This is a genomic window from Bradyrhizobium sp. Leo78, assembly GCF_059512425.1.
In genome coordinates, this window is record NZ_JCAMOT010000012.1 from 98,451 (window position 1) to 111,354 (window position 12,904).

Here is a 12,904-nt window from a genome sequence, read left to right on the forward strand (position 1 = left end):
TTGTCAAGAATGCGGAACGCTCCTCGTCATTCCGGGATGCGCCGAAGGCGAGGCCCGGAATCCATTCTTCCGCTTGCTCCCGCGGTCTGATGGATTCCGGGCTCGCGCTGCGCGCGCCGCGGAATGACAAGGATGGGACTTAGGCGAAATCCAGCACCATGCGGCCGTCGATCTTGCCGGACTTCATCCGGTCGAAGATGTCGTTGATCTTCTCCAGCGGCACCTCGGTGATCTCGGCGTGCACCTTGCCGTCGGTGGCGAAGGCGATGGCTTCGTCGAGATCGCGGCGGGTACCGACGATCGAGCCGCGCACGGTGATGCGCTTCAAGACGACGTCGAAGATCGGCGTCGGGAATTCGCCGGGCGGAAGGCCGACGAGGCTGACCGTGCCCTTGCGCCGGACCATCCCCAGCGCCTGCGCGAACGCAGCCGTCGACACCGCCGTCACCAGTACGCCGTGCGCCCCTCCCCCGGTCGATGCCAGCACCTTCTCCACCGCCCTGTCAGACAGCGCGTTGACGGCGAGATCGGCGCCGGTGGTGCGAGCTAGCTCCAGCTTGTCCTCGGCGATGTCGACCGCGGCAACCTTGAGCCCCATCGCCTTGGCATACTGGATCGCGACATGGCCGAGGCCGCCGACGCCGGAGATGACGACCCACTCGCCGGGCCGCGCTTCGGTCTCCTTCAGTCCCTTGTAGGTCGTGACACCAGCGCACAGGATCGGCGCCACCTTTGCGAAATCGACATTAGCCGGCAATCGCGCGGCGAAGGCGGCCGATGCGATGACATATTCGGCAAAGCCGCCGTTCACGCTGTAGCCGGTGTTGTGCTGGTGCTCGCACAGGGTTTCCCAACCGGTCTCGCAATATTCGCAGCGCATGCAGGCATCGTGCAGCCAGGCGACGCCGACGGCGTCACCGACCTTCAGATTGGTCACGCCGGGGCCGAGCGCGGCGACGATGCCGGCAGCTTCATGGCCGGGAATGAACGGCGGAACCGGCTTCACCGGCCAGTCACCGGACGCGGCGTGAAGATCGGTGTGACACACGCCGCAGGCTTTCACCTTGACCAGAACTTCGCCCGGCCCCGGTTCCGGCACCGGCACATTCTCGATCTCGAGCGGCTTGCCAAAATTTCGGACAACAGCGGCTTTCATGGTCGGCATCTGTCTACTCCTTCGCTTTGGAAAGCAGACTAGCGGTGACCACCCTCTCGCCCTTTGATCGGTATCAAGGGGCGCGCCGAATGTGCGCGTGTGTCAGCGCGATGACAACTGCGACAAGTTGTAGCCCGGGTGGAACCAAGCGCAACCCGGGAAACTGTACCAGCGGCTCGAGCGCCCCCGGGTTACGCTGACGCTCCACCCGGGCTACGACGCTACAACGGCCACGCTAACCTTTGGCGTCGCAGGCCCAGGCGCGGATCACGCATTCCTTGCCGCCATATTCATAGCACTTGCGCGTGGCGGCGTTCAGCGAGCGCGAGATCTTCGGCTCCACGGCGTAGCCGTGGGCGCCGCAGGGATTCATCATGTCGATGGAGAGCGCAGCGCAGGCCCGTTTCATCGTGACGGTGGTGCAATCGCCCTTGCACTGCTTCAGCGCCGCGGCGCGCGCCTCTGCTTCGGCGGGATAGTCATAGGCCTGACCGTAGGCGCCGCATTTCCCAACGGCAAATGCGCCCGCCGCCCAGCTCTCGGTGATGAAACGCGTGAGTGCCAACAGCAACGTCAGCGCAAGAATGAACAGCGCGCGGCGTTGCGCGCGCCTCGTCGAGACAATCACTTTCCCCATCCCCCAGACAGCCGGCGGAACTCTAGCCGCCGGACGTTTCCACTTGGTGAACGGGAGGTTGAGAGCGGCGCTCGCAATGATGTGGAGAGAGCGGAGACCCGCACGCGGAATCGTAGGGTGGGCAAAGCGAAGCGTGCCCACCATCAAGAGCACAGCGTGTGACGGTGGGCACGGCGCTGGCGCGCCTTTGCCCACCCTACGCAGCGGCGCTTATCCGCCGCGCGCGGCTTCGAGGGCTTGCGGGGTGTCGATGTCGAGGAAGGCGCTTTGGCCGTCGACGGGCACTTCGGCTACCGCTTCGGCATGCTTGGCGATCAGGTGGCGCGCGCCGATGTCGCCGTCGAGCGTCATCAATTCCTTGAAGAAGCGCCGCGACCACAGCACGGGATTGCCGCGCCTGCCTTCGCTGACGGGCACCGCGATCAAATGGCCGCGGTCGGGTGCAAAGGTGTCGATGAGCCGATCGATCAAGGACGCGTCGATCAGCGGCATGTCGCCGAGGCAGATCACGGCGCCGTCGACGCTGTCGGATACCGCGGAGACACCCGCTTTCACCGAGCTCGCGAGCCCGCCGGCGAAATCCGGATTGCGCACGAATTTCACCTTCAGCCCCTGCAGCGCCTGCTCGACCAGTTCGGCCTGATGGCCGGTGACGACGATCACCTCGGAGGCCTTCGACGCCAGCGCCTGCTCGGCCGCGATACGCACGAGCTTCTTGCCGTCGATCTCCGCAAGCAGCTTGTTGGGGCCGCCCATCCGCGTCGAACGGCCGGCGGCGAGCACGATGGCGGCGACGTTGCGATTGCCTTCGGTGTCGGAGCCCGTGCGCGGCTGCGGCCGCGTCACGATCTCCATCAAGAGCCCGCCTACGCCCATGCCGGTGAGCTCGGCCCGCGTGACCTTGATCCCCGCAAGCAGGCGCATCAGCACCCAGTCAAATCCATTCTCGACCGGAGAGCGCGCGCAGCCCGGCGCACCCAGCACCGGCACCTTCCCCGCGCTGCCGATCAGGAGCAGATTGCCCGGATCGACCGGCATGCCGAAATGCTCGACCGCGCCGCCGATCCCGGTGATCGCGGCCGGGATCACGTCGCGCCGGTCCGCGATCGCGGAAGCACCGAACACGATCACGAGTTCGGCGCCAAGCGCGAGCAATTCCTTGATCGAGGCGGCCAGGGCCTTCTCCTCATGCGGCACGCGGCGCTCGGCGATAATGCTGGCGCCCGCGGGGGCGAGCCGCTCGGCGGTCACGCGGAGCGTCTTCTCGATCACCTTTGGCGACAGGCCCGGCAGCATCGTCGAGACGATGCCGACCTTCTTGATGACGTAAGGCGCAACCCGCAGCGTCTCGCGCGCGGCGACGGCGACTGCCGCGTCGCGCAAGCTCGCTTCGACACCGAAAGGAATGAGCTTGACGGTGGCGATCATCTCGCCTTCGACCACCGGCTTGAACGCAGTCAGCGTCGCGAGCGTGATCGCCTCGTCGACGCCGTTGATGCGATCGACCGCGGCACGGTCGACCACCAGCACGCCGGCGCGTCCCGCGAACAAATTGGCGCGGCCGGTAAAGGCGCGCTCGACATTGACGCCGTCGCCGGCAATGGCCTGCGCGATGCTGGCCGCGGCAACATCTTCGGAGACGTCACCCTCATCGAGCCGCACGACGACGATTTCCTTCACCCCGGCCTTATCCAAGGCCTCCACTTCGGCAGGGCCGATCGTGGTGCCCTTCTTCAGCACCAGCGATCCCTGCCGCAGGGTGTGAACGGTGACGCCGCCAATCGCGTCACGCGGACTGGCAGGCCCGAACTTCATGCTGCAACTTCTTTCTCTTTCGGCGGCAACCGCAGCGTCGCGGTGATCTCCGCCATGATGGCGACCGCGATCTCCGACGGCGATACCGCACCAATGTCGAGTCCGATCGGCGCATGGATGCGCGCGATGTCACTTTCCTTCGCGCCTTGGGCGCGCAGCCGTTCGCCGCGCTTGGCATGCGTCTTCCGCGAACCGAGCGCCCCGATATAGAAGCACTCGCGTTCGAAGGCGTGCAGCAGCGCGGGATCGTCGATCTTGGGATCGTGCGTCACCGCGACGAAAGCCGTGTAGTGATCGACATTGAGCGGCGGCAGTGCGACGTCGGGCCATTCCGCGACCAGGGGCACGTCAGGAAAACGTTCGGGGCTCGCAAATGCCGTGCGCGGATCGACGACGGTGACGTCATAGTCCAGCGACCGCGCCAGCGGCGCCAAGGCCTGGCTGATATGGACGGCGCCGATGATCACGAGCTTTGCGGTCGGCGCATAGACGTTGAGGAACAGCTTCTTGCCGCCGACCTCGACGTTGGTGCTCTTGCCCATGCGCAATGCTTTGGAAAGCTCGGCATTGAGCGGATCGGCGGCAAAGTCCTTTGCCTTCACCAGCCGCTGCTCGCCATTGGCGGTATCGGTGACGACGATCACCGGGCGCCGCGCGGCGCGCTCGGCATTCAGCTCCTTCAGGGTTTCGAGCTTCACGGCTAGCCCACCTTCTCGACGAAGACGCGGATGGTGCCGCCGCAGGACAGGCCGACATTCCATGCGGTCTCGTCAGCCACGCCGAATTCCAGCATCCTCGGCTGGCCGCTCGAGATCACGTCGAGTGCCTCGGTCACCACGGCGCCTTCGACGCAGCCACCCGAGACCGAACCCAGGAACGTACCCTCGTCGTTGATGACGAGGCTCGATCCAGCCGGACGCGGCGCCGAGCCCCAGGTCTCCACCACGGTGGCCAGCGCCACCCCATGGCCGGCGTTCCGCCAGTCCTCAGCCGCCTTCAGGATGTCTTCGTCGCGATTGAGCATTTGAGAACCCTCTTCAAGCTACGGAGCGGATCAGGCTGCGATGATGAGGCGGCGGCGGGGCCGACAGCGCCGCGATCAGCCCCTGGATGGAACTCAAGTTATGCACCGGGCGGAATTCGTCAACGTGGGGCAGCATCATTTTGATGCCCTGCGCTTTGGGTTCGAAGGCGCTGTAGCGCAGCAGCGGGTTGAGCCAGATCAGGCGGCGGCAGGAACGATGCAGCCGGTCCATCTCGAAGGCAAGCTTGGCGTCCGCCTCGCGCTCCAGCCCGTCGGAGATCAGCAGCACGATCGCGCCCTGCCCCAGCACCCGGCGAGCCCACAGCTTGTTGAAGGTGTGCAGCGAGGTCGCGATCCTTGTGCCGCCGGCCCAGTCCTCGACGCTCGAGGAGCAGCTTGCCAGCGCCTCGTCGGGATCGCGCTGCCGCAGCGCCCGCGTCACGTTGGTCAGGCGGGTGCCGAACAGGAACACCGAGACGCGCTTGCGGGCATCGGTGATGGCATGCAGGAAGTGCAGGAACAGGCGGGTATATTCGCTCATCGATCCCGAGATATCGAGCAGCGCCACGATCGGCGCCGGCTTGTCGATTCGGCCGAGCTTGCGGATGTCGACGATCTCGCCGCCGGTGCGCAAGGAATTGCGGATGGTGCGGCGCATATCGAGCCGGAGGCCGCGGACGTCCGGCCGGTAGCGGCGCGTCTCCAGCTCGGCCTGCGGCAAGCTCATCTTGGCGATGGCGCGGGTGACCTCGGCGATCTCGGCCGCGCTCATCTGCGCAAAGTCTTTCTTCTGCAAGATCTCGCGGTCGGAGACCGAGAGCTTGAGTTCCTGCGCCTGCTCCTGCGGCCGCTCCTCGCGGCTCGCGGGCTGCGACAGCGCTTCCTGCACGCGGCGCGAGGCCGGCGGCGGCTTCTTCTTGGCGTGGTCGGGCAGCGGCACCGAGTCCAGCATGCTCTTCCACTCCTCGGCGGCGCGGAAGAACAGGTCGAAGGCCTGGGCAAAGATCAGCGCATGCTCATGGCGCTTGACGAAGATCGCTTCCAGCGTGGCGTAGAAATCGGCGCGGTTGCCGACTTCGATGAGCTGCAGCGCATTGAGCGCGTCGATCACCGAGCCCGGCCCGACCGGCAACCCGGCCGCCCGCAGCGCGCGGGCAAAGCCGACGACATTGTCGGCCATGTGCCCGGTCGGCGGCGCAAGGTGGTTGATGGGCATCTATCCTCACCTCACCGTCATTCCGGGGCACGCGAAGCGTGAACCCGGAATCTGGAGATTGCGGCGCGAGGTTCCGGGTTCGCGCTGCTCGCGCCCCGGAACGACCGAAGCGAACGCGAGCAGCTACGTCTCGCTCGTCGCTTCCTTCAAAACCTTCTGCAGCGTATCGCCCTGCATGCGCGCGATGTCATCCTGGTACTTCAGGAGCGCACCGAGGGTCTCGCCGACCACTTGCGGCGTCAGCGAGCGGGCATCGAGCTCAGAGAGCGCGGTGGCCCAGTCGATGGTCTCGGCGACGCCGGGCGACTTGTAGAAATCCTGGTTGCGCAGCGCCTGCACGAAGCGGACCACCTGCTGCGACAGCTTGGCCGAAATATTCGGCACCCGTGACTTGACGATCGCGAGCTCGCGCTCGGCTGTGGGATAGTCGACCCAGTGATAGAGACAGCGCCGCTTCAGCGCGTCGTGGATCTCGCGGGTGCGGTTGGAGGTGATGATCACGATCGGCGGTGCCGGCGCCTTCACCGTACCGAGCTCGGGGATCGTCACCTGGAAGTCCGACAGGATCTCCAGAAGATAGGCCTCGAACGCCTCGTCCGCGCGGTCGAGCTCGTCGATCAGGAGCACCGGCGGGCCGGCGACGTCAGGCTCCAGCGCCTGCAGCAGCGGCCGCTTGATCAGGAAACGCTCGGCGAAGATGTCGCTCGCGAGCTGGTCGCGGTCAGTGTCGCCGGAGGCTTCCGCGAGGCGGATCGCGATCATCTGCGCCGCGCTGCTCCACTCGTAGACCGCGGAGGCGACGTCGAGGCCCTCATAGCATTGCAGGCGGATCAGCTTCCGCCCGAGCGCTGAAGACAGCACCTTGGCGATCTCGGTCTTGCCGACGCCGGCCTCGCCTTCCAGGAACAACGGCCGGCCCATGCGCAGCGCAAGATAGGTCACGGTCGCGAGCGACCGCTCGGCGAGATAGCCGCGCGAGGTCAGGAGCTCGAGCAGCGCATCGACTGATTTCGGGAGCGTCGATGCGGTCATGGGAAAGCCGGTGTTGGAGCCAAAGCAGCCTGCACTATCACGCTTTAGCGTTAGCAGCTTCGACCGCCCGGCGCGCCAGCACCCCGATCAAATGCGCGCGATATTCGGCACTGCCATGCAGGTCGCTGTTCAGCCCTTCCGGGGATACGTTGATCCCCTCCAGCACCTTGGGCGAGAAGCGCTTCTGCAGGGCCTCCTCGAAAGCGGTGACGCGGAACACGCCGTCCGAGCCGGCGCCGGTCACGGCAACGCGGACGTCCGACGGCCGCCGCGCCACGAACACGCCGACCAGCGCATAACGCGAGGCCTGGTTGCGGAACTTGACGTAAGCCGCCTTCTTCGGAACCGGAAACTGCACCTTGGTGATGATCTCGTCGGCCTCGAGCGCGGTCGAGAACAGGCCCTGGAAGAACTCCTCGGCCTTGAGCCGCCGCTTGTTGGTGACGATGGTCGCGCCCAGCGCCAGCACGGCGGCCGGATAGTCCGCGGTCGGGTCGTTGTTCGCCAGCGAGCCGCCGATGGTGCCGCGATGGCGCACGGCGGGATCGCCGATCCCTCCCGCGAGGTCGGCGAGCGCCGGGATCGCCTCGCCGACGACGGCGGAGCTGGCGACGTCGGCATGCTTGGCGGTGGCGCCGATCGCAAGCGCGCGGCCTTTCATCTCGATGGTGTCGAGGCCTTCGACATGAGAGAGGTCGACCAGATGCGGCGGGCTCGCGAGCCGCTGCTTCATCACCGGCACCAGCGTGTGGCCGCCGGCGATCAGCTTGGCATCCTCGTTCTTCACCAGCAGATTGGCGGCCTGTCGCACGGTCGCCGGACGATGATACTTGAATTCATACATTGGAATGCCCCGGAATTTTCAACAGCGATCGCGATGCAATGCGCTGAGGTTCAAGCGAGATCGGACTTCGCCATCGCCTTGGCGCCGGCGGCGATCGAGGCGACGATGTTCTGATAGCCGGTGCAGCGGCACAGATTGCCTTCGAGCTCTTCGCGGATCACCTCGTCGGAAAGCTCATTTCCCTTGCGGTGCACCATGTCGACCGCGGTCATGATCATGCCGGGCGTGCAGAAGCCGCACTGCAGGCCATGATTCTCGCGGAACGCTTCCTGCATCGGATGCAGCGGCCCGCCATCCGGCGCCAGTCCCTCGATGGTGTTGACCTCATGGCCGTCGGCCATCACCGCAAGCGTGGTGCACGACTTCACGGCCTTGCCGTCGAGATGCACGACGCAGGCGCCGCATTGCGAGGTGTCGCAACCGACATGGGTCCCGGTCAACCGCAGGTTTTCACGCAGGAATTGAACGAGAAGGGTACGGGGATCGACGTTAGCGGTGACGGGATTGCCGTTCACGATCAGGGAAATCTTGGCCATCAGCACTCTCTTGATCTGCTCTGCCGCATATCGACAGAACAGGCGTTTATAACCGTTCCAAAAGCCATAATATGGGCCATCACCGCAATGGGCAACCTCGCCCCTCGCATGGCCGGATGACGTCGTGCCGTTCTGGCGCCGTTGTGCGGCGCCACTAGTCTTTATTTATTTGACTCAGCCTTGCACGGCCTTGGCGAAATTCGCGAAGAATTCATCGGCCAGTTTCTTGGCCGCGCCGTTGATCAGGCGCTGGCCGAGCTGGGCGAGCTTGCCGCCGATCTGCGCCTCGACGTTGTAACTCAAGAGTGTGCCGCCATCCTTCTCGGCAAGCGCGACCGTCGCGCCGCCCTTGGCGAATCCGGCAACCCCGCCCTCGCCTTCGCCCGAGATCTTGTAGCCGTTGGGCGGATCGAGATCGGACAGCATGACCTTGCCTTTGAAGCGTGCCGAGACCGGGCCGACCTTCATCTTGGCAACGGCGCGAAAGCCGTTGTCCTCGGTCCTCTCCAATTCCTCGCAGCCGGGGATGCAGACCTTCAGCACCTCGGGATCGTTGAGCTTGGCCCACACGGCCTCGCGCGACGCCGCAAGCTGGACTTCGCCGGTCATTGTCATTGCCATGAGAGCCTCCCCGATCGCATCGAACCAACACCCAAGTAAAGCACGGCGGCCACAAAGGAAAGACCGGCATCCGACCACGAGCGATGCATATTCGCAGCGCAGCAAAACGGAGACCGCCCCTTGTGATGGCGCCGGGCTCGATCAAGAAGGGCCATTGGCAGCGGCAGCCGGGAATGATTAGGTCGCGCGCGATGAGCACATCCCTTTCCCCTCTGCTGGCACCGATGCTGTCAAGCGCCGCGATGCGCGCGGTGTGCGACGATGCCGCTTGCTTGCAGAATATGCTTGATTTCGAGGCAGCGCTGGCGCGCGCCGAAGCAGCGGTCGGCGTGATTCCGAATGCCGCGGCCGGCCCGATCGGCGCGGCGTGCAAGGCCGAATCATTCGATGTCCCGGCGCTCGCGGAAGCCGCTGTTCGGTCGGGCAACCTGGCGATCCCGCTGGTCAAGGCGCTCACCGCGGAAGCGGCCAAGGCCAGCAAGGAGGCCGCGCGCTATGTGCATTGGGGCGCGACCAGCCAGGACGTCATCGACACCGCGACGATGCTCACCTTGCGCGCCGGCATCGATGTGTTGCTCGCCGAACTCGAACGGGCTGTTGCCGGTTTTGCAAAACTCGCCCGCGAGCATCGCAACACCGCGGTGGTTGCGCGCACCTGGCTGCAGCATGCGCTGCCGATGCCGTTCGGCCTCAAGCTCGCCGAATATGCCGCAAGCCTGCACCGCTCGCGGAGGCGCCTGCAGCGGCTGCACCGCGAGGCACTGGCGCTGCAATTCGGCGGCGCGGCCGGCACGCTGGCCGCGCTCGGCGACAAAGGCATGGCAGTGGCGGAAAAACTGGCGCAGGAGCTTGGCCTGCCGCTGCCGGAGGCGCCCTGGCACACCCACCGCGACCGCATCGCGGACATTGCCTCCGCCTTTGCCATCGTCTGCGGAAGCTGCGGCAAGATCGCCCGCGACGTCTCCTTGATGATGCAGACCGACGTCGCCGAGGCGTTCGAGCCATCGGGCGAAGGCCGCGGCGGCTCCTCCACCATGCCGCACAAGCGCAATCCCGTTGCTGCCGCAACCGCGCTCGCCGCCGCCACCATGACCCCCAATCTCGCCGCGACGATCCTTGCCGCGCAGGTCCAGGACCACGAGCGCAGCGCAGGGCCGTGGCATGCAGAATGGCCGACCTTGCCGACGCTGATGCTGGTCACATCAGGCGCGCTCGCCGCCATCGTCGACATCGCCGAGGGCCTGGAAGTCGACGCTGCGCGCATGCGCGTCAACCTCGATGCAACCAAGGGGTTGATCATGGCAGAAGCGGTGTCGATGGCGCTCGCCGAAAAGCTCGGCAAGAGCGAGGCGCATCATCTGATCGAAGCCGCCAGCAAGAAGGCCGTGGCCGAGCAGAAACACTTGCGCGACGTGTTGAAGTCCGATCCACGGATCACCGCGCATCTCGCCGCGGACAGAATCGAAAAACTGTTTGAACCAATGTCCTACCAGGGCGCCTCGCAGGCGCTGATCGACCGCCTGCTCGCCTCGCTTGAGGATTTGTCGTAAGACCTCCGCTGTCATTCCGGGGCGCGCAGAGCGCGAACCCGGAATCCATCGGGCCACATACCCGGGTGGTGAAATGGATTCCGGGCTCGATGCTGTCGCATCGCCCCGGAATGACAGGAAAGAAACGAGGAAACGCAGACCATGCCGATGATCGACGCCGACGGATGCCTACTCAACGTCCAGGTCGAAGGCCGCGACGGCGGACCGACGCTGATGCTGTCGAATTCGCTGGGCTGCACGTTGCAGATGTGGGAACCGCAGATGAAGGCGCTGACGCAAGTGTTCCGCGTCATCCGCTACGACCGGCGCGGCCATGGCAAGTCGCAGGTCCCTCCCGGCCCCTATTCGATGGAGCGTTTCGGCCGCGACGTGCTGGCGATCCTCGACGACCTCAATATCGAAAAGACGCATTGGTGCGGCCTGTCGATGGGCGGCATGGTCGGGCAATGGCTGGGGGCCAACGCGCCCGAACGCTTCGGCAAGATCATCCTCTCCAACACCGCCTGCTACTACCCGGACCCGACCAACTGGCACAATCGCATCAAGGCGGTGAAGGAAGGCGGCCTCGCCGCGGTCGCCGACACCGTGATCGCGGGCTGGCTGACGGCGGATTTCCGCGAGCGCGAGCCGCAGATCGCAGCCCGGATGAAGGCGATGCTATTGGCCTCGCCAGCGGAGGGTTACATCGCCTGCTGCGAAGCCTTGAGCACGCTCGACCAGCGCGAGCTGCTCCCGAAGATCAAGAGCCCGACGCTGGTGATCGCCGGCCGTCACGATATGGCAACGCCGATCGCCGCGGGCGAATACATCCGAAGCCGCATCCCGGGCGCCAGCATGACGATCCTCGATGCCGCGCATATTTCCAACGTCGAGCAGTCGCACGCCTTCACGGACGCCGTGGTCGGCTTCCTGACGCAACGCTAGTGCAGCGCAATCTGCAACACCTCTCCCATCGGGAGAGGTCGCGCCGAAGGCGCGGGTGAGGGGTTACGGTCCTTCATGGGCACCTGAGTCCCCTCACCCGGTTTGCGCTGACGATGCTTCGCATCATCAGCGCAAACCGACCTCTCCCCGCCGGGGAGAGGTGAAGAGACGCCCGAGCAAGGAGAGGCATCATGGACGATGACAAGCGCCGCGACGAGGGCATGACCCAGCGCCGCAAAGTGCTCGGCAATGAATGGGTGGACAAATCCATCGCCAATCGCAACGCCTTCAACACCGACTTCCAAGACCTGATCACGCGCTATGCCTGGGGCGATATCTGGACGCGGCCGCATTTCGATCATCGCACGCGGCGGGTCCTGGTGATCGGCACCATGGTCGCGCTCGGGCAGTGGGACGAATTCCGCCTGCATGTGCGTGCCGCCCTCACCGAAGGCGGCTTTTCGCCTGACGATATCAAGGAGATCCTGCTGCAGCAGGCGATCTATTGCGGCGTCCCCGCCGCTAACCATGCGGTGAAGGAAGCCTCGGCGATTATCGCCGAGCTAGGGCTGTTGAAGGGATAATTTGCCGGCCGGCACGCTCGTATCGGCCTCGTCGCGCACCTCGGCCAGCCGCGGCGGGGCGCCCTCGACCACCAGCACGATGCCGATGCCGACCAGCATCAACAGTTCGGTCGCATGCAGCCGCAGCGCCTCGGCCTCGCCGGCCACGGACGCCGCCAGCATGCTGACGAAGCTGAGCACGCTGCCGAGCACGAGCGCCATACCGAGCGTCTCGTCGCCGCCGCCGCGCTCGCGCACCGAGCGAAGCGAAAGCAGCACCAGATACAGCGTGAAAAAGGCAACTGTGGTGATCCGCACCAGCGCCAGCAGCCAGGCGATACGCACGCTCGCGATGCCCGACAGATGCAGATGATCGCTGATGAAGAACCCGATCGACACGCTCGGCCGTTCATAGAGACCGCGGACCGGCGAGGCCATGATCTGGAAGGCGATGCTCGCCCACGCCGGGACGAAATAGGCCGCAAGCAGCGCGCCGCTGAATGAGCTGATCCGCCAGTTCGTCGACATCCGCCGCTCCCTGCTGTTCCGCTCGCCCGACGCCGCGATGGCGGGTATGTCGCGAGGTAACTTCGTTGGAACTGAAGCGGCAATCTAAACCCTTTATTAACCTTAATTGGGGCGGGCCGCTGTGGACGGCGTCCAAAAGAAAGTCCCGCCTTTCGGCAGGACTTCCCTTTTGCTCTCGCTTGGACGGGAAACTAGCGCACCTGACCCGGATCCTGGGGTTGGCCAGGTTTCTGGCCCTGACGGTTCGGGTCTTGCTGCTGCTGGCCGGGCTTGCTGCCGCCACCCTGCTGCTGGCCGGGCTTCTGGCCCGGATTTTGATTCTGCTGACCCGGGTTCTGGTTCTGACTGGCCATTCACAAATCTCCCTGGTTGGACCTGGTCCCTTCGAACCAGGCACGGGCCAACGCGGGAACCAGGACGCCGTTTCGGTGGGAACCGTCACGTCACGGTGAGGCAAA

Annotated in this window: 15 protein-coding genes; 3 read left to right on the forward strand and 12 right to left on the reverse strand. The window is 65.4% G+C overall.

Features of this window, described 5'->3' with window-relative positions; translation table 11 throughout:
- Positions 1-139: 139 nt before the first annotated feature.
- The 10 genes from adhP to AC5ZG1_RS17820 all read right to left on the reverse strand — a co-directional run bounded on the left by adhP (position 140) and on the right by AC5ZG1_RS17820 (position 8,881).
- Positions 140-1,165, reverse strand: coding sequence for an alcohol dehydrogenase AdhP (adhP, locus tag AC5ZG1_RS17775; protein WP_496133618.1), 1,026 nt, complete (start codon positions 1,163-1,165; stop codon positions 140-142).
- 226 nt (positions 1,166-1,391) lie between these two features.
- The gene (locus AC5ZG1_RS17780) at positions 1,392-1,784 is read right to left on the reverse strand and encodes a DUF4189 domain-containing protein (protein ID WP_028166334.1); all 393 of its coding nucleotides are present in this window, start codon (positions 1,782-1,784) and stop codon (positions 1,392-1,394) included.
- Positions 1,785-2,003: 219 nt separating this feature from the next.
- The gene (locus tag AC5ZG1_RS17785; protein WP_496133619.1) at positions 2,004-3,608 is read right to left on the reverse strand and encodes an NTP transferase domain-containing protein; all 1,605 of its coding nucleotides are present in this window, start codon (positions 3,606-3,608) and stop codon (positions 2,004-2,006) included.
- Positions 3,605-4,306: an XdhC family protein gene (locus tag AC5ZG1_RS17790; protein WP_464344993.1), complete on the reverse strand. Its 702-nt coding sequence runs from the start codon at positions 4,304-4,306 to the stop codon at positions 3,605-3,607. Before AC5ZG1_RS17790 ends, AC5ZG1_RS17785 begins: the two co-directional genes overlap by 4 nt.
- A gap of 2 nt (positions 4,307-4,308) precedes the next feature.
- Entirely contained in the window at positions 4,309-4,632 is a 324-nt protein-coding gene (locus AC5ZG1_RS17795; RefSeq protein ID WP_130229680.1) for an XdhC family protein, read from the reverse strand.
- A gap of 13 nt (positions 4,633-4,645) precedes the next feature.
- Complete coding sequence (locus AC5ZG1_RS17800) at positions 4,646-5,848, reverse strand: vWA domain-containing protein (protein WP_496133620.1); 1,203 nt, start codon at positions 5,846-5,848, stop codon at positions 4,646-4,648.
- Between the two features lie 123 nt (positions 5,849-5,971).
- Positions 5,972-6,880: an AAA family ATPase gene (locus tag AC5ZG1_RS17805; RefSeq protein ID WP_496133621.1), complete on the reverse strand. Its 909-nt coding sequence runs from the start codon at positions 6,878-6,880 to the stop codon at positions 5,972-5,974.
- A 37-nt stretch (positions 6,881-6,917) separates the two neighbouring features.
- Positions 6,918-7,724, reverse strand: a complete 807-nt coding sequence (locus AC5ZG1_RS17810; protein ID WP_456644432.1) for an FAD binding domain-containing protein — start codon at positions 7,722-7,724, stop codon at positions 6,918-6,920.
- Positions 7,725-7,774: 50 nt separating this feature from the next.
- Positions 7,775-8,260: a (2Fe-2S)-binding protein gene (locus AC5ZG1_RS17815; RefSeq protein WP_496133622.1), complete on the reverse strand. Its 486-nt coding sequence runs from the start codon at positions 8,258-8,260 to the stop codon at positions 7,775-7,777.
- A gap of 174 nt (positions 8,261-8,434) precedes the next feature.
- Positions 8,435-8,881 (reverse strand): SRPBCC family protein, encoded by a 447-nt coding sequence (locus AC5ZG1_RS17820; protein WP_028166341.1) that lies wholly within the window; start codon positions 8,879-8,881, stop codon positions 8,435-8,437.
- 191 nt (positions 8,882-9,072) lie between these two features.
- Between AC5ZG1_RS17820 and AC5ZG1_RS17825 the strand changes: the two genes are divergently transcribed.
- The 3 genes from AC5ZG1_RS17825 to AC5ZG1_RS17835 all read left to right on the forward strand — a co-directional run bounded on the left by AC5ZG1_RS17825 (position 9,073) and on the right by AC5ZG1_RS17835 (position 11,939).
- Entirely contained in the window at positions 9,073-10,431 is a 1,359-nt protein-coding gene (locus tag AC5ZG1_RS17825; protein ID WP_496133623.1) for a 3-carboxy-cis,cis-muconate cycloisomerase, read from the forward strand.
- A gap of 141 nt (positions 10,432-10,572) precedes the next feature.
- Positions 10,573-11,355 (forward strand): 3-oxoadipate enol-lactonase, encoded by a 783-nt coding sequence (gene pcaD / locus AC5ZG1_RS17830; RefSeq protein WP_496133624.1) that lies wholly within the window; start codon positions 10,573-10,575, stop codon positions 11,353-11,355.
- 191 nt (positions 11,356-11,546) lie between these two features.
- The gene (locus tag AC5ZG1_RS17835; RefSeq protein WP_456644434.1) at positions 11,547-11,939 is read left to right on the forward strand and encodes a carboxymuconolactone decarboxylase family protein; all 393 of its coding nucleotides are present in this window, start codon (positions 11,547-11,549) and stop codon (positions 11,937-11,939) included.
- Here the strand turns inward: AC5ZG1_RS17835 and AC5ZG1_RS17840 are convergent.
- Both AC5ZG1_RS17840 and AC5ZG1_RS17845 read right to left on the reverse strand, forming a co-directional pair.
- Entirely contained in the window at positions 11,919-12,446 is a 528-nt protein-coding gene (locus AC5ZG1_RS17840) for a hypothetical protein (protein ID WP_496133625.1), read from the reverse strand. The two genes, AC5ZG1_RS17835 and AC5ZG1_RS17840, sit on opposite strands and share 21 nt — an antisense overlap.
- A 191-nt stretch (positions 12,447-12,637) precedes the next feature.
- Positions 12,638-12,799, reverse strand: coding sequence for a hypothetical protein (locus tag AC5ZG1_RS17845; RefSeq protein ID WP_165435551.1), 162 nt, complete (start codon positions 12,797-12,799; stop codon positions 12,638-12,640).
- Between the last annotated feature and the right edge of the window lie 105 nt (positions 12,800-12,904).

Excerpts from the sequence above, each read along its gene's own strand:
- adhP (WP_496133618.1), bottom strand. The coding sequence starts at position 1,165 with ATGCCGACCATGAAAGCCGCTGTTGTCCGAAATTTTGGCAAGCCGCTC.
- AC5ZG1_RS17785 (WP_496133619.1), bottom strand. The coding sequence starts at position 3,608 with ATGAAGTTCGGGCCTGCCAGTCCGCGTGACGCGATTGGCGGCGTCACC.
- AC5ZG1_RS17795 (WP_130229680.1), bottom strand. The coding sequence starts at position 4,632 with ATGCTCAATCGCGACGAAGACATCCTGAAGGCGGCTGAGGACTGGCGG.
- AC5ZG1_RS17800 (WP_496133620.1), bottom strand. The coding sequence starts at position 5,848 with ATGCCCATCAACCACCTTGCGCCGCCGACCGGGCACATGGCCGACAAT.
- AC5ZG1_RS17805 (WP_496133621.1), bottom strand. The coding sequence starts at position 6,880 with ATGACCGCATCGACGCTCCCGAAATCAGTCGATGCGCTGCTCGAGCTC.
- AC5ZG1_RS17810 (WP_456644432.1), bottom strand. The coding sequence starts at position 7,724 with ATGTATGAATTCAAGTATCATCGTCCGGCGACCGTGCGACAGGCCGCC.
- AC5ZG1_RS17815 (WP_496133622.1), bottom strand. The coding sequence starts at position 8,260 with ATGGCCAAGATTTCCCTGATCGTGAACGGCAATCCCGTCACCGCTAAC.
- AC5ZG1_RS17820 (WP_028166341.1), bottom strand. The coding sequence starts at position 8,881 with ATGGCAATGACAATGACCGGCGAAGTCCAGCTTGCGGCGTCGCGCGAG.
- AC5ZG1_RS17825 (WP_496133623.1), top strand. The coding sequence starts at position 9,073 with ATGAGCACATCCCTTTCCCCTCTGCTGGCACCGATGCTGTCAAGCGCC.
- pcaD (WP_496133624.1), top strand. The coding sequence starts at position 10,573 with ATGCCGATGATCGACGCCGACGGATGCCTACTCAACGTCCAGGTCGAA.
- AC5ZG1_RS17835 (WP_456644434.1), top strand. The coding sequence starts at position 11,547 with ATGGACGATGACAAGCGCCGCGACGAGGGCATGACCCAGCGCCGCAAA.
- AC5ZG1_RS17840 (WP_496133625.1), bottom strand. The coding sequence starts at position 12,446 with ATGTCGACGAACTGGCGGATCAGCTCATTCAGCGGCGCGCTGCTTGCG.
- AC5ZG1_RS17845 (WP_165435551.1), bottom strand. The coding sequence starts at position 12,799 with ATGGCCAGTCAGAACCAGAACCCGGGTCAGCAGAATCAAAATCCGGGC.